This is a genomic window from Paenibacillus sp. FSL M7-1414 (assembly GCF_038003195.1).
GTDB lineage: Bacteria > Bacillota > Bacilli > Paenibacillales > Paenibacillaceae > Paenibacillus > Paenibacillus amylolyticus.
On the sequence record NZ_JBBOOS010000001.1, the window covers coordinates 4,736,597 to 4,757,941 of the forward strand.

Annotated in this window: 21 protein-coding genes and 1 other annotated feature; of the genes, 2 read left to right on the forward strand and 19 right to left on the reverse strand. The window is 46.1% G+C overall.

The window, feature by feature from the left end:
* Positions 1-48 precede the first annotated feature (48 nt).
* A complete protein-coding gene (locus MHH92_RS20630; protein WP_340905990.1) occupies positions 49-2,724 on the forward strand; it encodes a YhgE/Pip domain-containing protein in 2,676 nt (891 codons plus the stop codon).
* 97 nt (positions 2,725-2,821) lie between these two features.
* Here the strand turns inward: MHH92_RS20630 and MHH92_RS20635 are convergent, their stop codons facing one another.
* The 8 genes from MHH92_RS20635 to lspA form a co-directional block, all read right to left on the reverse strand.
* Entirely contained in the window at positions 2,822-4,126 is a 1,305-nt protein-coding gene (locus MHH92_RS20635; protein ID WP_340905991.1) for a DUF6080 domain-containing protein, read from the reverse strand.
* A 31-nt stretch (positions 4,127-4,157) separates the two neighbouring features.
* Positions 4,158-4,478 (reverse strand): EamA family transporter, encoded by a 321-nt coding sequence (locus MHH92_RS20640; RefSeq protein WP_235431595.1) that lies wholly within the window; start codon positions 4,476-4,478, stop codon positions 4,158-4,160.
* Complete coding sequence (locus MHH92_RS20645; protein ID WP_197997836.1) at positions 4,465-4,755, reverse strand: EamA family transporter; 291 nt, start codon at positions 4,753-4,755, stop codon at positions 4,465-4,467. The genes MHH92_RS20640 and MHH92_RS20645 overlap by 14 nt, the downstream gene beginning before the upstream one ends.
* Positions 4,756-4,781: 26 nt before the next feature.
* Entirely contained in the window at positions 4,782-5,414 is a 633-nt protein-coding gene (locus MHH92_RS20650; RefSeq protein ID WP_036614827.1) for an HAD-IB family hydrolase, read from the reverse strand.
* Positions 5,415-5,432: 18 nt separating this feature from the next.
* Positions 5,433-6,323 (reverse strand): decaprenyl-phosphate phosphoribosyltransferase, encoded by an 891-nt coding sequence (locus tag MHH92_RS20655; protein WP_253509231.1) that lies wholly within the window; start codon positions 6,321-6,323, stop codon positions 5,433-5,435.
* 203 nt (positions 6,324-6,526) lie between these two features.
* Entirely contained in the window at positions 6,527-7,780 is a 1,254-nt protein-coding gene (locus MHH92_RS20660) for an LL-diaminopimelate aminotransferase (RefSeq protein ID WP_036674844.1), read from the reverse strand.
* 110 nt (positions 7,781-7,890) lie between these two features.
* Positions 7,891-8,853: an RluA family pseudouridine synthase gene (locus tag MHH92_RS20665; RefSeq protein WP_370739101.1), complete on the reverse strand. Its 963-nt coding sequence runs from the start codon at positions 8,851-8,853 to the stop codon at positions 7,891-7,893.
* Positions 8,846-9,340 (reverse strand): signal peptidase II, encoded by a 495-nt coding sequence (gene lspA, locus MHH92_RS20670; RefSeq protein WP_017687321.1) that lies wholly within the window; start codon positions 9,338-9,340, stop codon positions 8,846-8,848. The genes MHH92_RS20665 and lspA overlap by 8 nt, the downstream gene beginning before the upstream one ends.
* Positions 9,341-9,561: 221 nt before the next feature.
* On the opposite strand from lspA, the gene MHH92_RS20675 reads away from it, so the two are divergent.
* A complete protein-coding gene (locus tag MHH92_RS20675) occupies positions 9,562-10,299 on the forward strand; it encodes a TraR/DksA C4-type zinc finger protein (RefSeq protein ID WP_253501922.1) in 738 nt (245 codons plus the stop codon).
* 38 nt (positions 10,300-10,337) lie between these two features.
* On the opposite strand, the gene MHH92_RS20680 is transcribed toward MHH92_RS20675, so the two are convergent.
* From MHH92_RS20680 to sigE, 11 genes are all read right to left on the reverse strand, one after another.
* Positions 10,338-10,697 (reverse strand): DUF5665 domain-containing protein, encoded by a 360-nt coding sequence (locus tag MHH92_RS20680; RefSeq protein WP_017687319.1) that lies wholly within the window; start codon positions 10,695-10,697, stop codon positions 10,338-10,340.
* A gap of 165 nt (positions 10,698-10,862) precedes the next feature.
* Positions 10,863-13,961, reverse strand: a complete 3,099-nt coding sequence (gene ileS, locus MHH92_RS20685) for an isoleucine--tRNA ligase (RefSeq protein ID WP_340906006.1) — start codon at positions 13,959-13,961, stop codon at positions 10,863-10,865.
* Positions 13,962-14,644: 683 nt separating this feature from the next.
* Positions 14,645-14,937, reverse strand: a binding site (T-box leader).
* A 57-nt stretch (positions 14,938-14,994) separates the two neighbouring features.
* Entirely contained in the window at positions 14,995-15,504 is a 510-nt protein-coding gene (locus tag MHH92_RS20690) for a DivIVA domain-containing protein (protein ID WP_017687316.1), read from the reverse strand.
* 240 nt (positions 15,505-15,744) lie between these two features.
* Positions 15,745-16,527, reverse strand: a complete 783-nt coding sequence (locus MHH92_RS20695; protein WP_340906008.1) for a YlmH family RNA-binding protein — start codon at positions 16,525-16,527, stop codon at positions 15,745-15,747.
* 238 nt (positions 16,528-16,765) lie between these two features.
* On the reverse strand, positions 16,766-17,035 hold the full coding sequence (locus MHH92_RS20700) for a YggT family protein (protein ID WP_036674839.1): 270 nt from the start codon (positions 17,033-17,035) through the stop codon (positions 16,766-16,768).
* Positions 17,036-17,042: 7 nt separating this feature from the next.
* Positions 17,043-17,510, reverse strand: a complete 468-nt coding sequence (locus tag MHH92_RS20705) for a cell division protein SepF (RefSeq protein ID WP_036614853.1) — start codon at positions 17,508-17,510, stop codon at positions 17,043-17,045.
* Positions 17,501-18,202 carry a YggS family pyridoxal phosphate-dependent enzyme gene (locus tag MHH92_RS20710; protein ID WP_340906012.1) on the reverse strand — a complete coding sequence of 234 codons (702 nt, stop codon included), beginning with the start codon at positions 18,200-18,202 and terminating at the stop codon, positions 17,501-17,503. Before MHH92_RS20710 ends, MHH92_RS20705 begins: the two co-directional genes overlap by 10 nt.
* A 6-nt stretch (positions 18,203-18,208) precedes the next feature.
* Complete coding sequence (pgeF, locus tag MHH92_RS20715) at positions 18,209-19,108, reverse strand: peptidoglycan editing factor PgeF (protein ID WP_076250764.1); 900 nt, start codon at positions 19,106-19,108, stop codon at positions 18,209-18,211.
* A 51-nt stretch (positions 19,109-19,159) separates the two neighbouring features.
* Entirely contained in the window at positions 19,160-19,552 is a 393-nt protein-coding gene (locus tag MHH92_RS20720) for a YlmC/YmxH family sporulation protein (RefSeq protein ID WP_017687310.1), read from the reverse strand.
* Positions 19,553-19,726: 174 nt separating this feature from the next.
* A complete protein-coding gene (gene sigG, locus MHH92_RS20725) occupies positions 19,727-20,509 on the reverse strand; it encodes an RNA polymerase sporulation sigma factor SigG (RefSeq protein WP_017687309.1) in 783 nt (260 codons plus the stop codon).
* A 111-nt stretch (positions 20,510-20,620) separates the two neighbouring features.
* The gene (gene sigE, locus MHH92_RS20730; RefSeq protein WP_017687308.1) at positions 20,621-21,343 is read right to left on the reverse strand and encodes an RNA polymerase sporulation sigma factor SigE; all 723 of its coding nucleotides are present in this window, start codon (positions 21,341-21,343) and stop codon (positions 20,621-20,623) included.
* Between the last annotated feature and the right edge of the window lie 2 nt (positions 21,344-21,345).

Sequence of the window (21,345 nt, forward strand, 5' to 3'; positions counted from 1 at the left end):
CATAGAAATAAGTTACGCCCTACATTTATGTACATTTAGGAGGAAGTCATGCGTCACATTTGGCACGTTTACAAAACAGACTGGTTGCATATTCTGAAGGTTCCCACAGGTATATTTCTAATTGTGGCTATTATTCTACTGCCCGGGGTGTATGACTGGGTCAACGTGAAGTCCGTCTGGGACCCATACAGTAATACCCAGGGGATCAAAATTGCGGTGACAACTGAGGACAAGGGTGCGACTGTTGAAGGAACCCATGTTAATATCGGAGACGAACTGGTATCCAGCCTTAAACACAACGAAAAGCTGGGCTGGACTTTTGTGGACCAGGCTGAGGCTAATCGGGGTGTGCAAACTGGAGAGTATTATGCAAGCCTGCTCATTCCGGGGGACTTTTCATCCAAAATTACAGGCATCGTTGATGGGAAGCTGGAGCGACCGGAAGTAATCTATACCGTCAATGAGAAGGTGAATGCCATTGCTCCTAAAATCACAGGCTCTGGTGTATCTGCCATAACAACGCAAATCAATGAAAATTTCACTGAAGCCGTCAGTGAGGCCGTTCTAACCAAGCTGAATGAAGCCGGGGTTGAGATTAATTCCCAGCTTCCAACATTACGCAAAATGGAGAATGGCATTTTTACACTGGAGAAAAATCTTCCGGCTATTCAAGCCGCAGGTCAAAAGGTTCTGGAAGTAGAAAAAGCCATGCCCGAGATTGTAAAAGATGCTCAAAAGATCGTTGAAATCGAGAAAAAACTGCCTGAAATCAATGAAGCAGCACAGTATGTGCTCAAGGTGCAGGAGTATTGGCCACAAATTAATGATGCGGCTTCCGAAGTGCTGGCTATTCAAGGGCGGATACCGGATATAAAAAAAGCGGTAGATCGCATTCGAGAAGTGGATGAAAACTTTGGACAGGTATCAGATGTTATCCAAACGGCGCTGGATAAAACGAACAAAGCTCTGTCTATCGTAACGGCCGCAGAACAAGATTTGGACAAAGTATCACAAATCGCTGGCAACGGGATTGAGCTTGCAGAGGGATTAAATCAGTTCGTGGATTCCAGTGAAGAAGCGTTTCAGACAATTGGCCCGACGATCCGCCAAAATCTGCTGCTGGTGCAGCAGATTACTAACGCTGCAGGAGACGTATTTGCACAATTGCAAAATTCGGATCATAATAACCTTCCTACAGTAGAAGATCTCGACCGGATTGCTTCACGTTTAGGGGTTGCGGTAAAACTCGTGGACAGTATGGCAGAACTACTGGGCAACATCAATAACTTGCTTCCAAGCCAACCACTTGCCGATAAAATCACACAACTGAACTCCATTTCAGATAAACTTCAGTTGCAGATCCGCTTGGCTGGTATCATCAGTGATGCCATGCGTCGTAATACAACTCCACCAACAGACGTCATCGCTCAGTTAAATACTCTCTCAAAGGACATCAGCAGCGGGATTGGCAATATCTTAAACACCTATGAAAGTGAAATATCGCCTGCACTTGCAGCTGGTGCGGATAAGCTCAGGTCTACCCTCTCCACTTCAGCAGAAACTCTGCAAGGTGCAAAAGATCGTATTCCGGATATTGCGGACATTCTTGCATCAGCCAAAGAAGGAATTACGTTTGGGCAGGCCGAGTTGACAAAAATCCAGAGCGAACTGCCTCAAATACAATCTAAGATCCATGAGATATCAGAGACACTCGCGAACAAAAGTGAAGGTTTTATCCAAGCTTTAAACACAGTGTCTTCATTAATTCGAAACGATCTGCCCAAGCTGGGAAACAAACTGAACGAAGCAGCTGATTTTGTTCGTAATGATCTGCCTAATGCCGAGAAACAGATAGGCAAGGCATCCGATTTTGTCCAGAACCAACTTCCGGAGGTCGAAAAAGGAGTACATCGTGTTGCCACGCTGGTACGTGATGATCTGCCAGCATTGGAAAGTGCCATCAGTAAGGCTGCTGACAAACTTCGGGAAGTCGAAGGTAATAACCAGTTTGCCGAGCTCGCCAAACTTTTGCGTGGCGATATCGAAGAAGAAAGTGCTTTCCTTTCGAGTCCCGTGCAAATCAAAGAACAACAGCTTTACCCGATTCCGAATTATGGATCGGCCATGTCACCATTTTATGGTGTGCTGTCCTTGTGGGTTGGCTCAACACTGCTGATTTCTCTGCTTCGTGCCGAAGCTGAGAATCCAGGGGGCAAGTTCCGGGGATATGAATTGTATCTTGGACGTCTCGCTACTTTTCTGACCATTGGGTTACTTCAGGCGATATGTGTCACCCTGGGAGATATTTTAATCCTGGGTACCTATGTCGCAGATAAACTGTGGTTTGTCCTGTTTGCCATGCTGGTGAGTACCGTATTTGTCACCATAACGTACACCCTGCTATCTGTATTTGGGAATATCGGAAAAGGGATCGCCATTATCTTCATGGTGTTCCAGTTCTCCAGCTCCGGCGGTACGTTCCCAATCAGTATGACATCACCCTTTTTCCAAGCATTGAATCCGTTCATGCCCTTCACGTATGCGATCAGTCTGCTGCGTGAGTCGGTCGGCGGCATATTGTGGTCTACTGCCATCAAGGATATTCTGTGGTTATGTATGTTCATCGCGCTGAGTCTCATTGTTGCTCTCGCTTTGAAACGTCCACTCAGCAGTCTCACCAAACGTTCAGCCGAGAATGCCAAAAAGACCAAAATTATTGCTTAACTCATTTGCTCAACACTAAATAAGATAAGGCCATTGGACTTTCCATCCAATGGCCTTTTCTCGTTTCATTATATGAATCGATACATTTACTATTTGATTAATTCACTGAGCGTTCCTGTTCCAACTGATCATAGGATTGTTTAATTGTTGTTAATGTTTCTACATGGCGATAGATGTTGTTACTTGCCGTAACGATAACACATAACATGATCAAGCCTATAACCACTTTTTTCCCCAATCCCGGACGAAGGCTGATGACGAAACCTCCACTCAATAGGAAAAACGCAAACAAATAATGCCCCGCATACAGGTACATATCATATTGAAATACAGCCAGGCCAAAGCCCACGACGACATGAAGCAAAAAGGCAAACAGAATATATGGCACAAGGGTCCATACTTCACGTTCACGAATGCCCTTAATGAAGCCCATGAATGCCAGTAGTAAAATAAAGATACCTGTCATCTGCACATAGATTGGATTGGAACGAGATAGATCCGTAACAAAGGCTGCCATGCCCGGGTCCAGTAAATGCATCTTCGGTGTCAGCATCGGATTTATCGTTAGCATGTTCAATGCTTTCCAATGAACAGCGAACTGGAATGGCGTTGCATAGCTGGTTCCACCATTTTGAATGCCCAACAGCCAGTTACTAACCCAGCTGCGACCTCCAAAGGCAACATACTGAATGCCAGTTAATACGACGATGATCAGAACCGCCAATGCCATGATACCGATGTATTTTTTCAAATTCGCCTTATTGCGCCATGCATGCATATTGAAGAATGTGGCAGCAGCAAATGGTACGATATTGGTCGAGGTTAGTCCAAAGTTAATCGATGCAAGCAATGCATTGGGTACATAACGTACGTCCTGACGCTCACGAGTATACTGCATGTAAATCACCGACAACAGAATAACGAACTGTACATAAGGATACGAATCCGGGATCAATGCAGTAAACATTAAGTAGGAACTGAAACCAAACAATAAGGCAAACAGTAGCGGTACGATGGTCGGTTTATCTTCTTTTTGACTCAGGAACAGATACGCCAGCACCACCGAACCCGCATTCACCAGCGATTGCAGGATTAGAAAGAACCAGTTGCCTCCCAGCAGTTTCGCTACAGCCGCAAGGGTGACAGCGAGAAAGGAAATCAGCGGATGGATCACGGAAGAACTGTTGTCCCCATAATACATTGAAGGATCAAAGTTGAATAAATTAATTGGAAACAGCGTCGTATTAAATGGGGTATACGCCCCAAGCATCTCTGCATTATTTTCAATGTACAGAACATATGAGCCGTTAATTAAACCATAGAACAAAGCAAATCCCGCGAACAGGTAGAAGGCTGTCCAGTTGGCTCTGCGATTATAAAATAAGTAATCTAAAAAGTTCATGCTTTCATTTCACATCCTGATTAATTAAGTTCTAAAATACCAATAAACATAGGCCACCCATAATACATGCCACACCTATCCAGCGTAAAGGGCCCACGGTCTCTTTAAATATCAACCGCGCTATGATGAGAGTCCAGACATATGTTAGTGCGTTCGCAGGCAACACTACAGTTAATGGAAGAAACTTCAGCAATACAATATTCAGCAACGCACCCGTTCCGTAGAATCCAAGTCCCATGAGTACATGCAGACGATTGCGACTGGAAGCATAAGCTTTCAGTCCGGCCCCGCCCAGTGCACCACACAACGTCATGACAATTAATACGGCAACCATCCAGCTATCGATCAACACTGGTTAATGTCACCCCGATTCCAAGCAACACAACTGCTGCCAGCTTCTGCACCGTAATTTCTTCTCCAAGCAAAAAATATCCATAGATTAAGGCAAATACGTAACTAGCACACATCAGAGGATAAGCAACAGAGAGTTTTTCCAGAGCAAAAGCTTTAATCATCAAAATCGCTCCAAGTCCATAACACAGAAAACCAACACCCAGGTAAATCCACTCGGTTAGTCCCCATTTCCAGAACAATTGACCCGTTGCTGTCAGAAAAGCGGAAACGAGCATCAACCATTTACCAGTATGACGCGATTTTATTTCCCCCACGTTAATGCCTCCATGTCCGGAACACGCTTGTTAATAAAGTATCGTTGACTTACAAGTTGCATGACTGGAAGGTCGGATAAGGAGTCCGAGTAGGAACATGACTGGTCATAATCAATGACCATATTCTTCTCACTCAGATAAGCCTGAATTCGGCGTACCTTCTCTTCCCCTTTGCAATTGCTGCCATCAACTCTGCATGTGTAACCATTCTCATGACGGACAAGTTCAGTTCCAATTACATGATCCACCCAGGGAAAATTATTAAAGTATTTCATATAGGCATGCGGAGATGCAGTTACTAGCAAGACATGATACCCTGCTTCTTTGCGATGTTGCATCTCTACACTGGCCTCGGCAAAAATGGACGTACGCAAGCGAGTATCAAAGAAATGTTCGAGATCTTTTTCAGACATACGCTCAATTTCTTGAAAGTAGGATCGTTTGACTTGTTCAACCGTCATGAAGCCTGCCTTGAATAACACGGTATGTAATGCAATGACAGGTAATCTCCATACCTGCCACGGGTAACGGCGAACACCGTAATGCACAAATTGAAACATGGAATCACTGCGTATGATCGTTTTATCAATATCAAAAATTGCGACTTTCGTGCTTTTCACCCTGATCCCCCTCAGCCTTTATTCAAAGATTGCAAAGATTGTAACAACACTTATCACATACAACATAACCGTAATTAATATAGGCTTGTCCTCAAACAGCACACGATCGGGCGAACCTCCCTGGTTCTTCATGTGGATCAGATACAGGTAACGGAACATGCCGTAAATGACCAATGGAATCGTCCACATGAGATGAATGGTTCGATCTGAAGTGAATGTGAACAGGGAATAACTGATAATCGTAGCTGTCGTCACAATTGTATTGAATTGATCCAGTAACGTAATGGAGTAGTTATCCAAAACCTTACGATGTGATCCCGTATTTCCCTCAAGCAACGTGAGTTCATTTCTGCGTTTTCCAATGGCCAAAAACAACGACAACAGCATGGTACAGATCAAAAACCACGGTGTGAATGGCACATGGATCAGCACACCACCTGCAATGGCACGAAGTACAAAGCCGGCTGCAATGGTCATCATATCCAGGATAACGAGATGTTTCAGCACAAATGAATACGATACATTCAACAGGAAATAGACGATACATAACACCCCGAATAGAGGGTTCATCATGAAGGCCGTTCCTACGGAAAGGATTAATAGAATAATGCCAAACAACAAAGCATGACTCGGATTCACCTGCCCAGAAGCCATAGGACGATACCTTTTCACCGGATGCTGTCGATCCCTGTCTCGGTCTACAAAGTCATTTAAAATATACACACAGCCTGCAACGAGGCTAAATAGAATAAAACCAAGCAACGTCGCAAGAATGGTTTCAGTCCGAATCTCCTCAAAAGAAAATAGTAACGCAGCAAATAACAGCAGATTTTTAGTCCACTGTTTGGGTCTTAACAATCTGATTAATCCTGACACTGTACTGCCTGTTCCTGTAGCCGGTGAGGACACCGTACTTGTTCGTGATGATAACAATTGTAATAACTCCCTTCAACAACAACTTCTGTATATAACAAATAACGTAAAGATCTAATCATATGTTGCTTGTATAATTTTGTAAAGGGAGTAAATGAAAAAATTCTAATATGGGCATAAAAAAAGAGACCGTTTCCGGTCTCTTCGTTAGTACATGATTTAACTATTGGGTGATGCGATTAAAATTCAAATTGTACGTCGCTCAGACGACGTTTGATCTCAGCAATAACACGTTTCTCTTCCTCTTCACCCTTCGCTTCAAAGGTTACGGAGAAACGAACAAAGTTACCGGCATCATCCCAAGGTACGGATGAGATCAGTTTCTCACGGATCAGGAATTGGGAGAAATCTTCGCCGGATTCAAAGCGACGTCCGCCAACCACACCTTTTGGTGCTTCTACATACAGGAAGAATGAACCTTTAGGTTTTTCAGCCTGGAAGCCCAGTTCGTTCAATGCGGCAACGAGCATGTCGTGACGGCGAGAATATTTCTCTGCAATTTTTTCCGTAATTTCAGGGTGATTCAATCCATAAGCAGCAGCCTTTTGAATCGCGATGAACTGACCGGAGTCATTGTTGTCCTTCACATCACTGAATGCTTTGACTACAAGCGGGTTACCCGCTACAAATCCGATTCTCCAACCTGTCATGTTGTAGGACTTGGACAGAGAGTGCAGCTCTACGCCGACATCCTTCGCACCAGGTACCGATAGGAAGCTGAACGGTTTTTTGCCATCATACGTCAATGCTGCATATGGAGCATCATGTACAACCACAACATTGTATTTCTTAGCCCACTCCACAACTTCAGTGAAGAACTCCACCGTCGCGCTTGCGCCTGTTGGGTTGTTCGGATAGTTCAGGTAGAGCAACTTCGCACGTTTTGCGATATCTTCCGGGATAGCCGTCAGATCAGGCAAGAAGTTATTCTCTTTCGTCAATTGGATGTTGAACACTTCTCCACCCAGATACTTCGTATGTGTACCCATAACCGGGTATCCTGGAACGGTCATGATCGTCACATCACCCGGATTGATGAAGCATGAAGGCATCATCGCCAAAGCTGGTTTGGAACCAATGGAGTGTACGATCTCAGTATCTGCATCGATACCTTCTACGTTGAATACGTTTTTCAGGTAGGAAGCAGCAGCAGCTTTGAATTCAGGAATACCATTGTCAGCATAACCACGATTCTCAGGTCTGGAAGCTTCTTCTGCAAGTGCAGCTACAATGCCTGCATCAGCCATTTCGTCCGGTTCACCTACACCAAGGTCAATCAGTTCCACATCGGGAAAATCTTTTTTGGCCGAAGCTTTGGCACGTTTGATTTTCTCGAATTTATAAATGTTCGTGTCTTTACCATAGTTGGAGCCACCGATACGGTCGGCAAAATTAGTCTGAATGTAAGTTTCTTGGTATTTATCGATACTCATAACGTTGTTCATCTCCTCATTTGACGCAAATTTCTACACTTTAATATGAAGCATTTGCGTGATCAAAGCCATGGACAAAGTATCCGAACATTTGTACTTTCTTGGAGCTGTTAACGACTGCGTAGCGAGGCGAGCACGTCTTCCATATCTTGCGGAATCGGAGCTGAAAATTCAAGGTATTCTCCCGTTGTTGGATGCACAAATCCAAGAATGGCCGCATGAAGAGCCTGTCCTTGCATTTTGATGCCTTTATTCCGTCCATAAGTTGGATCTCCTACAAGCGGGTGACCAATAAATTTCATGTGAACCCGAATCTGGTGAGTACGTCCTGTCTCCAGTTTCAATTCCAGCAAGGTGTAATCATTAATCCGCTCTGTAACGGTAAAATGCGTAACGGCATGTTTACTGTTACGTTCTGTGACCGTATACATTTTACGGTCATTGGTATCCCGTCCAATCGGTGCATCAATGGTACCTTGATCATGATTAAGATGACCATGAACAAGCGCAATATACCGTCTATTCACCGTATGTTCCTTCAACTGAGCAGCCAGTGATGCATGAGCACGATCGTTCTTGGCAGCCATGATCAGGCCGGATGTATCCTTATCGATACGATGCACAATACCAGGACGCAACTCCCCATTAATACCCGAGAGGTCTTTGCAGTGATGCATAAGTGCATTAACGAGGGTACCCGACGTGTGTCCTGGTGCCGGGTGCACCACAAGACCACGCTGTTTGTTGATCACGATCAGGTCGCTGTCCTCATATACCACTTCCAGCGGAATATCTTCGGCAACGATCTCCACAGCAGCTGGTTCTGGAATCTGTAACTCAACCAGATCCCCTTCGGATAACTTGGCATTGGCTTTGACTACAGCACCATTTACCGTAACCATTCCGTCTCCGATCCACAATTGAACCTGGGAGCGAGATACGTTATCCACGGCTTCCGTAATATATTTGTCAATTCGTTCTTTTTTATGTTCAGCGGCAACGGTCCATTCCATACGTTCATTGCCATTCATTAGTTCTTCGTCGTTAATCTGTTCCTTATTCGGATTACTCATGATGTTCATTCCCTTCAATCTTCGCGGCTGCTTTTTCGCGCCGTCCTTCAAGCAATGTCTCCACTATGATCAACCCTACACCGATGCAGATTGCCGAATCGGCGATGTTAAAAATGGGAAACGTATAACTTCCAAAATTAAGTTGTACAAAATCTACAACTTCTCCGGTCAATGCCCGATCAAGGAAGTTGCCAATTGCTCCACCAAGCACCAAACTAAGCGCCACAGGCAGCAATTTGTGCGGGGTATCTTTTACCTTTTGCAAATACCAAATCAAGGCAACGACCACAATCAACGTAACCACGATAAAGAACCAACGCTGGTCTTGCAGAATGCCAAATGCTGCACCTGAATTACGATGTGATGTGATGACAAAGAAATTGCCGATGACCGGAATTTCTTCTCTGAGTTCCATCCGGGTTGCAATCAGATACTTGGTTCCCTGATCCAATAAAAATACGATAAAAGCGAGGATATAATACACCACGTTTGTTTGTCACTCCGTTCTTGTCTTTTCCAAACGATACCAGGCTTACGCCAGACTTGTTTATTGTAGCACAGCTGTTTGGAAATCGTCCACGACGCGCTACATCGCAATGCTTATGGCAAAAACGATAACATTTCCCTTCTGTAATCTTGCCCTCAATGGCACATCCTACAATAGAGTCAAAATCCGGATTCCAGCATGAATGCAGAAAGGGGAAAATCATGTCACATTTTACTAACAAACAACTGCAATTTCTACGTTCACAACTGATGTCCGATAAGCGCGATATTGAACATAGACTTTCGGAAAACGAGCATTATGGCCTTGGAGATTCCCTTAAACTACAGACAGGTGAATTATCACCAATTGATAATCATCCTGGAGACATAGCCACGGAGGTGTATGAACGCGAGAAAGATATCTCCCTGCTGGAACATGATGAATTCCAATTGGAACGAATCGATTCTGCACTGCACTCCATCGAAGAAGGACATTACGGTACATGTGCGGTCTGCCAGCAACCCATTCCTTATGAACGCATGGAAGCTGTCCCCTACACCAAATACTGCAAAAAACATCAACCAGAAACCGTTGTCTCTGAGAACCGCCCTGTAGAGGAAGAATTCCTTGCCCCGGCATTTGGTCGAACCAGTCTGGACGAGCGAGATGATCAAAATGGCTTCGATGGTGAAGACACTTGGCAGATTGTTGAAAGTTGGGGCACATCGAACTCACCAGCCATGGCTGAAGGACGCGATATCGACAGCTATGATGTTATGGCGATTGAAGCTACCGATGAAGTGGAAGGCTGCGTTGAAGCGTACGAAAGTTTTGTTGCCACGGACATCTATGGTCATGACGTCTCCATCGTGCGCAATAGGCAATATCGTCAGTACCTGGAGAACCGTGAGGGCGAGGGTCTGTTAGAACCGGATATGGAGACGGATGACACGTATTAATTGCATTTTGATATCATTTGCTTTTTTCGCTTAATCGCTTAGTATGTGTTCATATCAAGCTGGCGCTGTACAATGCGCACAATATCAGCGATGTAATCTCCAACAATGGGAAGATTGAGCGCCCCAAGTAGCTGCAAAACGTAAATGATCGTTGCTGCGAAAAAGGTAAACCCAATCGCAATCCCCACACCTCGTGCGGCTCCTGACAACAGGTTAAGTCCAATCAATTTCCATGGCCTGTTCAGCAATTCTGTGTATTGCGCAATTCGTGAACGTTCCAGTTCATTCGCCAGACGGTTTGTCAGGGTATGTAACTCTTCAATTTTGTCATGGGAATTCAGATTATCTGATGTTGATTGTTGTGAAGTGGATGCGGTTTGCTTGTCATGTTCGCTCATGTTTTGGTCAGTTCCTTTGATCAATATAGATTGACTGCACTATAGAATCATTGCCTTATTGCCTAAAAAACAAACGAGCCCAGATACAGGGAATATGTCCCTGCCACTGCGGCTCGTTTGTTTATACTCTATATTCTGTCCTAATTGAATGGGACATGCTCCGAATTACGCTTCGATGTAAATACCGATCGATTTGCCTCCGGCTTCAACACGTTCCATGGACTCATTTGAGCCAAATGTCACTTCGGTTACGAGAACATTTTCACGCAACACATCATCAAACGCCTGAATAGCTTCCTGAAGGGATGCATCCACATCCAGTGTCAAACGTACTCTTTTCTCAATTGGGAGGTCCAGTCGTTTCCGGGTATCCTGCACAGCACGAACCACTTCACGAACCCAGCCTTCCTGTTCCAATGCTGGCGTGATTTCGGTATTGAGCGCAACCGTCAGACCGTAACCTGATGCTGAAGCAAAGCCTGATTTGGCCTGTTTATCAACCAATAATTCTTCGCTCGTCACTTGCAGCTCTTCACCTTCCGGTGAAACGATGTTCAGTACACCTTCCGAAACCACTTTACGCGTCTCATCGGCTGACATTCCTTTGAAGAAGTTTTGCAGGAACCCTACGTTTTTACCGTATTTCTTACCTGCGACCTTCAGGTTCAGCTTCAATGTAAAGTCAACGAATTCCGCATCATTATGCTCAGTACGGATTCCTTTTACATTGATCTCTTCTTTGATGATCTCTTCATAACTTGTCAGGTCAAAGCCTTTATCCAGGGAAACGATCAATTCGGACAGTGGCTGACGTGTCTTAATGCCTGTTTCGTTACGAACGTTACGGGCAAGTTCAACCACGCGGCGAGCCGTCTCCATATCCTGTTCCAGTCCTGCATCAATCAGCGCTTCATTAGCTACCGGATAGTCTTCCATGTGCACACTCTCACCTGTTGCAAGGTTCAGATAGATGTCTTCTGCCAGCATCGGTGTGAACGGAGCAACCAACTTCGCAGTAGTCACCAGTACCTCAGTCAATGTGCGGTAAGCGTCCAATTTATCGTCTGTCAGGCCACTTCCCCAGAAACGGTCGCGGGAACGACGGATGTACCAGTTACTCAACTCATCAACAAATGCTTCAATCGCTTTGGAAGAGTTCAGATAGTCGTTAACCAGCAGCGCTTTTTCTACAACCAGGATCAGGCTGTTCAGTCTCGACAGAATCCAGCGATCCAGCTTGTGTGCGGACAGTTGGAACGGGTGCTCCTGTGGATCAAATCCATCAATGGTAGCATAAAGCGTCAGAAATGCATGGGTGTTAACCAGCGTATCCACCATTTTGGATTTGGCTTCCCCTACGATACCTTTGGAGAAACGTTTGCTGTTCCACGGTGCACTGTCAGACAACAAAGCCCAGCGGAATGCATCTGTACCGTATTCTTCAATTACTTCCCAAGGATCGATAACGTTACCTTTGGATTTGGACATCTTCTGTCCGTTCTCGTCAAGAACGTGTCCTGTAGCCATAACCGCTTTGTAAGGCGCTTTGCCTGTCAAAAGGGTGGAAACCGCCAGCAAGCTGTAGAACCAGCCACGTGTCTGGTCAATTCCCTCACAGATCATATCCGCAGGATACTGCTGTTCGAATACTTCTTTATTTTCAAATGGATAGTGCTGCTGGGCAAACGGCATGGAGCCGCTGTCGAACCAGACATCGATCACTTCCGGTGTACGTTTCATCTCATATTTGCCACAAGAGCTCATGACTTTAACGTCATCCACATATGGTTTATGCAATTCAAGATTCTCAGGCACATCACCTACCGCACGGGCACGCAATTCTGCAATGCTGTGTGGAGCAAATTGTTCGCCAGTCTCCTCACACACCCAGATGTTGAGCGGAGTTCCCCAATAACGATCACGGCTGATGTTCCAATCCACCAGATCCTCCAGGAATTTCCCGAAGCGACCTTCACGAACGTGACCTGGGTACCAATCCACTTCACTATTGTTGGCAATCAATTGGTCCTTGATGGCTGTCGTTTGGATAAACCAGCTGTCCATTGCATAGTACAGAAGCGGTGTATCACAACGCCAGCAGAATGGATAGCTGTGCTCATATTTTTCTTTGCTGAACAAACGTCCATGCTCAGACAGATATCTTACGATATCAATATCACAATCCTTCACGAAACGTCCGGCAAAGTCAGTAACCTCAGCAACAAATTTACCTTCCAAGTCCACCATGTTCACAAAGCTGATCCCATTCTCACGGCATACACGGTAGTCATCTTCACCATGGGCAGGAGCCATGTGTACGATACCCGTACCACTTGCATCCGTTACAAAGCTTGCACCCAGAATGATGTTGGCTTTCTCAGCCTGTACGTAGTTGAACGGAGGATCATACGTTTTGCCAACCAGATCGGCACCTTTCAGTGCACCGATGATCTCATACTCACCCTTGGCATCTTTCATCACTTTTTCAACCAGATTCGTTGCCATGATGTACACTTCATCACCTTGACGAACACGGGAGTAGTCCATATCCGGATTCACGGCAAGTGCAACGTGTGAAGGCAGTGTCCAAGGTGTTGTCGTCCAAGCCAGTACAAATTCTCCGCTGTCATTCAGTTTGAATTTCGCTGTAGCACTCAGATCTTTGACGTCTTTGTACCCTTGTGCAACTTCATGGGAACTCAGTGTTGTCTGACAAGATGGGCAATACGGGCTCACACGATGACCACGATACAGCAGTCCTTTCTCGTGGATCGTCGCCAGGATATTCCATACACTCTCGATGTAGTTGTTATCAAGGGTGATATACGGGTTATTCATATCCGTCCAATATCCGATACCTTCTGTCAGATCACGCCATTGTTGCTCGTATTCGAATACGCTCGCTTTACATTCGTTAATGAATTTCTCCACGCCGTAATCTTCGATTTCCCACTTGTGGGAGATACCAAGCTTTTTCTGTACACCCAGTTCTACAGGCAGACCATGTGTATCCCAACCTGCTTTACGAACAACACGGTAACCCTTCATCGTGTTATACCGTCCAACAAAATCCTTGATTACCCGTCCCAGTACGTGACCGATATGCGGTTTACCGTTTGCTGTAGGCGGCCCTTCATAAAATACGAAGTTTGGCTTGCCCTCCCGGTTTTCGATGGATCTTTTAAATGTATTCTCCGTTTTCCATTTATCTAACACGCGTAATTCTCTGGCACGTGCCTTCTCTTTGACGTCAACTCGTTGCATGATGATTATCTTCCCTTTCTTTGGTTGGATTGTGGACCGTCCACAAAAGCGTTTCAATCCCCCTAAATCCCCCTGCCAAGGGGGACCCCATAGGCGCTCCGCCCTCTGGACACCCGGGATGGGTTGTCGGTGGGGGATCGGTGGCGCTTATGGGCGAGGGGTGGATGTGCGTAGTGGCAGCCATTTTGCGACTGTTCCCTGCATGAACGCCGCATGGCCTTACCGCGAGGCGGGTGTTGCCGGGTGCTTCGCTTTCCCGGCGGGCGGCTCTCTCCTTGAGGTCCCTTCGGGCCTCATGGACGTTCGCCTTAGCGAACCCTGATTGCCGAGCGCTTCGCTCGCCCCGGCAGGCGGCTCTCTCCTTGAGATCCCTTCGGGCCTCATGAACGTTCGCCTTAGCGAACCCTGATTGCCGGGTGCTTTGCTCCCCCGGCGGGCGGCTCTCTCCCTGAGGTCCCTGCGGGCCTCATGAACGTTCGCCTTAGCGAACCCGTGTGCCGGGCGCTTTGCTTTCCCGGCGAGCGGCTCTCTCCCTGAGGTCCCGGCGTGCCTCATGGGCGTTCGCCTTAGCGAAACCCGTGTTGCCGGGTGCTTCGCTCCCCCGGCAGGTGGCTCTCTCCCTGAGGTCCTTTCGGGCCTCAGGGACGTTCGCCTTTTTTGGACACAAAAAAGCCCCGTCCCTGGAAAGGGACGAGGCTATACTCGCGTTACCACCCTAATTCTGTTCATCACAAACCACATCCAGGCAAGCCTGGGTATGCTCTGTCATCAACAGCGCTTATGCCCCGCTATACTACCGCAGGGTGCCGTTATAACGTACGGCTTACGGTTCGGCTTACACACGGCAATCAAGATCACCGCTTCAGCGTCACTTCTCCGGGGAGATATTCGGCTATAACTCATCCATTGGTTTGCACCAACCACCAACTCTCTGAGGGATGAGATCATAACGTACTGAACCCGTCATGGAATCACTATTCATTATGAATATAGTTATAGCCTCTTTGCAGACAAAAGTCAACCAGGCGACAGACTAATAAATTTCTTTCATCTCCCGCTCACGGTCACGCACTTCCTGCTCCCGGCTCTCCAGCACTTCCCAACCATCCTGAGTCAACAGTTCAAGCTGCGCTTCAACAAGCGTGCGGAAACGGGCACGATAAATCGAGGCCTGCTTTTTCAGTTCTTCCACTTCCAAAGCAATTTTGCGAGATTTGCCCAACGATTCGTTCACGATCCGGTCTGCATTTTTCTCTGCTTCCTTCACGATCAACTGCGCTTCTTTCTTCGCATTACCCTTCACATCATCAGCAGCTTCCTGCGCAATGATAATCGTTTTGCTAAGCGTCTCTTCAATTGTAGAAAAATGATCCAGTTTCTCCTGAACGGACAGCAACTGATTGCTCAGCTCTTTGTTCTCGCGAATGACGCCTTCGTAATCTTTGATGACTTGATCCAGGAATTCATTGACTTCATCCTCGTCATACCCGCGCAAACGTCGGGAAAATTCCTTGTTGTGTATGTCCAGCGGCGTTAATGGCATGCTGTCCACCTCCTGTTAAAGTTCCTTCCCGTCCAGAGAAGGTTTGCAGCATATGGGTACCACCCAAGGGGCCGTATCGTTGATGCCTAACCTTGGCAACGTATACGGAATGCAGGATCAGAATTGCATCCTCCAACGTTCATGTAAAGCTTTGACTTAATGTTTATCGGATACACCGCGTATTTTCTACACCTTTATGATAAACATTTCGACAAGAAAGCGGATTTTCCTGCAACAGACTCAGGCAAATTTGCCGATTTTCACTCGGCAACGCCCTTTTTTGGTCATCCCATCCTGTTCCATAACCTTGAAGCGGCCAAATCCCTGAATGGATACAACATCACCCGCTTTTAGCGATTTGGAGGGATCTTCCTCAACTTTCCAGTTCACACGGCAGCGACCAGCTTTGATCGGCGCCAGCACTTTACTGCGACTAAGCCGATACACATCTGCGCAGATTCCATCCAAACGAAGAGAAGCGACCGTGATGTCCATCGTCTCCAGTTTACTCTCTGACCATCGCATCTGATTCAAAGGAAGTAACTCTGTGAACACATGTAACCGATGCACCTGATTCAGTTGAAGCGATAAAAAAGCGCCGGTTTCCGCCGCCACCACTGTATGGCAACCGTCCTCCAGCACTTGGATATCCCCGATCTTTCCACGTTTCATCCCAAGCCCGAGCAGGGAACCCATATAGTCCCCATGCTCCAGCTCCGAGATTTTCTGATCATCAGACGTAATACTGAGCACCTGCATACCCATATCCTCATCATCCAGATACATATAATCAGGTGCAACCAGCGCACGCTTGCGTTCAGCAGCCTCGTAACCACCATCCAGACGAATCTGAACGTCGTTACGGCGATTGGCAAGAGTCTCTAAGATAAAAACCTGTCTTGGATCAAGAAAGTCAGTTAGCTTCATGTCATGATACTTACCTGCCCGCTCAACCCAATCCGAAGCTTTATCTACAAAATCCCGCTCATCATGGCTAAAATGTTCGTAAATTTCACCGCTCATCTATGTCACCCTACCCTAATAGTCCGTGTTCAAAAAGACCGGTTTTCAGTACCGAGAAGATGGGATAAAGCTAGAAATGGAGTAGCGGAGCGTAGAAAAAACTACGTGAGCAACTACAATGTTTCCGAAGGAAACATACTTCGTAAGCCTCCCGCTTATTTCGGCTGAATTCCATATTCGATGCTGACGATGCCACTAGGCATCCTTCGTAATCAAAAGCGGACTTTTTGAACAACCTCTAATATGCAAAATACCGAAGTATGGAGATCAGCCCATTAAGCGCAAGTTGCAGAACGATCAGCGCCACAATCGGGGAAATATCCAGCACACCGAACAAAGGCGGTATAAATCGGCGAAACGGTCTTAGATATGGTTCCACTAATTTGCCCAGCCATTCACCGATGAAGCTTTCCCGCGCATTGGGAAGCCAAGACATCAATATGTAGACAATGACCATGTAAAAGTAAATCTGGTATAACGTGTACAACACGCTTTCAATCTGATACAAAAGTGGCTCACCTCATTCTGTTATAATCTTGCTCGCTGTCAGCCAGTATTTCCGTAATTGATCCCTGAATTTCAACCGTATCTGGCGTACAGAGAAAAATGTTTCCGCCGATTTTGGAAATACCGCCACCCAATGCATATACCGTGCCACTCAAAAAATCAATAACGCGCAGCGCTTGGTCCTGGCGAATTCGTTGCAAGTTCACCACAACGGTACGATGCGAACGCAGATGGTCGGCAATTTCCTGAGCCTCGTCATAAGAACGCGGTTCATACAGGACAACTTTAACATTTTTCTGGGAATGAATGCTCACCACATTATTCCCCCTTTGGTTTCTACGTTTATCGAGACTGGAGGTTTCAGCTTCCTGATGCTCAGCCTCATTTTCCTCCTGCGCAGCCATTCGTTCACGTTCCACAATCTCTTCCTCTTCCTGAAGTCCGAGGAAATTCATAAATTTATTCATTACGCCCATCGTGAACCCTCCTCTTTTCCTACGAGAATCGATCCTAGCCGTACCCAGGTTGCACCTTCTTCAATGGCCACTTCAAAATCATTGGACATCCCCATCGACAGCTCAGTCAATGGCTCTACTGTAAGAGCTTGTCCATTCAATTGATCTCTCAGCTCACGCAATCCACGAAATACGGGACGCGTCAGCTCCGGATCTTCCTCATGAGGTGCCATGGTCATCAGGCCAACGACCTTGAGATTGTTGAACGAACGAATATCACGCAAAAAAGAACTTGCCTGTTCAGGCTGTAAGCCATACTTGCTCTCTTCACCCGAAATATTCACCTGCAAAAACGTTTCCACTTGGATACCAAGTGAAGCTGCTTTTTTATCCAACTCCTTCGCCAATGACAAACGATCCAGTGAATGTATGTAACGAAACTTGCCAATCACGTCTTTCACCTTGTTTGTCTGCAAATGACCGATAAAGTGCCAGGTCCCCTGCTGACCAAAAGCTTCCCATTTGGCCTGTGCATCCTGCCACCGGTTTTCTCCAATATGCTCAAGACCATGATCCAGCACCGATCCCGTTGTTTCAAGTGAGACATATTTCGTGACCGCAATCACATTCACATCATCACGATGACGGTTACTGCGCCGACATGCGTCCTCGATCTTCTGATTTACCTGTTGAATACGCTCCTCCAATGACACAGAGGGTCACCTCTCTTCCAGCCCAATCCAGCTCGCCATCCGCCCTGTAACACCATTTTCCTTCCGATAGGAGAAAAATAGTTCGGGATGACAACTTGTACACCATGTTGTACATTCGATATGATCCGGCATTATTCCTGCTTTCATCATAATGTGTCGATTACATTCTTTCAAGTTTAACATCGTTTTACCGTTATTCACGGCTCGATATGCTTGTTTAGAAGCAGAATCCTTGTATTTATCATTAACCGGGGAATCATCAAACCAAACCCGTACATGCTGCATGACCGCCTCATCCACTTCATAACAGCAATCCCCAATCGACGGACCGATTGCAGCTCGAATGTCCTGCCTACGGCTGCCATACTCCCGTTCCATCGTCTCCACCATGGATACAGCGATACCCGCGACTGTACCTTTCCAGCCGGCATGAGCAAGACCTACCGCCTGCTGCACAGGGTCATAGAAATAAAGCGGAACACAGTCTGCGTAGAAAGAAGTCAGCAGCACACCAGGCACATTCGTGACCAATCCATCCGTATCCTGCAACGCAGATTGACGATCAAGTAATCCTCTGCTCCGATCTTCAGCGGTAATTACAGCTACATGTTTGCCATGCACCTGCTCTCCACAGGTCCATGCTTCTGCTGCAAAACCAAGCTTCTCGGTTACAAGCCTACGGTTGTTAAGTACAACTTCAGGGTCATCCCCCACATGATAAGCACAATTGAGCGTAGCATACGGAACTTTTCCAACTCCACCATGCCTCGTCGTAAACCCGACTGACAGCTGTTCAAATTGCTGTGTCCAGGGCTCAACATATAATAATAACGGATCAGGACCGAAATCTGAATTTGGGTTCTTGGTCCGTTCAAGTAATTCTTTATCCAATACAAAGGGTTCCATTATCTCACCTCACCACTTCCAGTGTACCAAATGAGCCACATTCTGTCTCATTTATATCGTTCGACGCTGATTACGTTCCGACCGTTCAATGCGTTCCACACGCTCTGTGCGGTTATGCTGCTGTTCATCATACAGGCGCGCTTCGCGATCACGCTCGTCATACGTATTTTCCTTCACCTCATCCATCTTCACCAGTATTACATCTGAACCAATCTTCACAATGTTTCTCCAGGGAATCACCAGATCCGTTCCCCCGCCAAAAAGACCCATAAAACGGCTGTACCCTGGCACAACAATCGCTTCAATTCGTCCCTGCTTCAGATCCAGCTCCAAATCACTGATCTGACCGAGGCGTTTACCATCCGTAATGTTAATGACATCCTTTGTCTGAAAGTCCGAGATTTTCATGCCTCGTGCCGCTACTTCGCTCGTATTTACTTTCATTCATTCCCGCCCCCTGTTATTCCTCTTCTGCCCGTTCTTCACGCTTCTATACAATATATGTTTCAGGGGCGAAAAATGTCCTGTTTTTCATCAAATGTGGAAACGGTCCAAAACAAAAAGACGACCAACGGTATACACTGCCCCGATTGATCGTCCTTCTGCCTTTGCATCGTGTTATGACTTTACATGTTTTTGCATCTGCTGTATCGCTGATTTCTCCAGACGTGATACCTGAGCCTGGGAAATGCCAATTTCATCAGCCACTTCCATCTGGGTTTTCCCTTCGAAAAACCGCATCGACAGAATCATTTTTTCCCGCTGACCAAGACGATGCATCGCTTCACGAAGTGCAATTTCCTCGATCCATGACACATCCTTGTTTCTGTCATCGCTGATCTGATCCATAACATAGATCGGATCTCCACCATCATGATAAATCGGTTCGAAGAGCGAGACCGGGTCCTGAATGGCGTCCAATGCAAAAACAACATCTTCCTTCGGCACATTCAGTACTTCCGCAATTTCGAATATCGTCGGTTCCCGGGAATTTTTATTCGTCAGGCTGTCACGGACCTGAAGTGCTTTGTAAGCAATGTCCCTCAAGGAGCGAGATACCCGAATTGGGTTATTATCACGCAGGTATCGACGGATTTCACCGATAATCATCGGCACCGCGTAGGTTGAAAATTTGACATTCTGGGATAAATCAAAATTATCAATGGCTTTCATCAGGCCGATGCAACCAACCTGGAACAGATCATCGACAAACTCCCCCCGATTGTTAAAACGCTGAATGACACTGAGTACCAGACGCAGGTTGCCATTCACTAATTTCTCTCTTGCTGAGCGATCATGGTGTTGCTGAAGGGAATGAAACAATTCCCGCATTTCAGTGTTGGTGAGGACAGGCAATTTTGCGGTGTCCACGCCACAAATCTCGACTTTGTTTCGGGTCATCGTGATTTACCTCCCAAGGAGAAACATTAATGTACATTATCTCCGGGGCAGGCTTTTTTATTCGTACTTGGCACCCTTGCCAGTAATACCCATTATGACCAATGATGTATTTCAGACCATTTTATTGAACTCCTTGCGAAGTCTTTTAATGATTCTTTTTTCGAGTCGAGAGATGTAGGATTGGGAGATTCCGAGGAGATCGGCTACATCTTTTTGTGTCTTTTCTTCCCCATCCGTTAGGCCAAAACGAAGCTCCATAATCATTCGCTCGCGCTCCGTTAATTTCTCCAATGCCTTGTGCAAAAGTTTCCGGTCTACCTGCTCTTCAATATTCCGATAGATTGTATCGTTTTCTGTACCCAATACATCGGATAATAATAGTTCATTTCCATCCCAATCAATGTTGAGCGGTTCATCAAAAGAAACTTCAGTTCGGATCTTACTATTACGTCTCAGGTACATCAAAATTTCATTTTCGATACAACGTGAAGCATAGGTTGCCAGTTTGATTTTCTTTTCCGGGTCAAATGTATTAACTGCCTTAATCAATCCGATCGCTCCAATGGAGACCAAATCCTCAATATTGATTCCTGTATTTTCAAACTTTCGTGCAATGTACACCACCAGACGCAGGTTGCGCTCAATAAGCATCGCGCGAATGGCCGAGTCTCCCGAGGATAATTTTTGCAGTAAAAATTCTTCCTCTTCCCTTGTCAAAGGCGGCGGAAGTGCCTCACTTCCCCCAATATAATAGATCTCTTCGCTTTTGAGTCCCAATAAAAATAACAGACGGTAATATTGCAGCTGCGCCACCAGTTTCCATTTCACAAGCATGT

Coding starts and splice junctions, on each gene's coding strand:
- MHH92_RS20630 (WP_340905990.1), top strand. CDS start 49: ATGCGTCACATTTGGCACGTTTACAAAACAGACTGGTTGCATATTCTG.
- MHH92_RS20635 (WP_340905991.1), bottom strand. CDS start 4,126: ATGAACTTTTTAGATTACTTATTTTATAATCGCAGAGCCAACTGGACA.
- MHH92_RS20645 (WP_197997836.1), bottom strand. CDS start 4,755: ATGCTCGTTTCCGCTTTTCTGACAGCAACGGGTCAATTGTTCTGGAAA.
- MHH92_RS20660 (WP_036674844.1), bottom strand. CDS start 7,780: ATGAGTATCGATAAATACCAAGAAACTTACATTCAGACTAATTTTGCC.
- MHH92_RS20665 (WP_370739101.1), bottom strand. CDS start 8,853: ATGAGTAATCCGAATAAGGAACAGATTAACGACGAAGAACTAATGAAT.
- MHH92_RS20675 (WP_253501922.1), top strand. CDS start 9,562: ATGTCACATTTTACTAACAAACAACTGCAATTTCTACGTTCACAACTG.
- MHH92_RS20680 (WP_017687319.1), bottom strand. CDS start 10,697: ATGAGCGAACATGACAAGCAAACCGCATCCACTTCACAACAATCAACA.
- ileS (WP_340906006.1), bottom strand. CDS start 13,961: ATGCAACGAGTTGACGTCAAAGAGAAGGCACGTGCCAGAGAATTACGC.
- MHH92_RS20690 (WP_017687316.1), bottom strand. CDS start 15,504: ATGCCATTAACGCCGCTGGACATACACAACAAGGAATTTTCCCGACGT.
- MHH92_RS20695 (WP_340906008.1), bottom strand. CDS start 16,527: ATGAGCGGTGAAATTTACGAACATTTTAGCCATGATGAGCGGGATTTT.
- MHH92_RS20705 (WP_036614853.1), bottom strand. CDS start 17,510: ATGGGCGTAATGAATAAATTTATGAATTTCCTCGGACTTCAGGAAGAG.
- pgeF (WP_076250764.1), bottom strand. CDS start 19,108: ATGGAACCCTTTGTATTGGATAAAGAATTACTTGAACGGACCAAGAAC.
- MHH92_RS20720 (WP_017687310.1), bottom strand. CDS start 19,552: ATGAAAGTAAATACGAGCGAAGTAGCGGCACGAGGCATGAAAATCTCG.
- sigG (WP_017687309.1), bottom strand. CDS start 20,509: ATGACCCGAAACAAAGTCGAGATTTGTGGCGTGGACACCGCAAAATTG.
- sigE (WP_017687308.1), bottom strand. CDS start 21,343: ATGCTTGTGAAATGGAAACTGGTGGCGCAGCTGCAATATTACCGTCTG.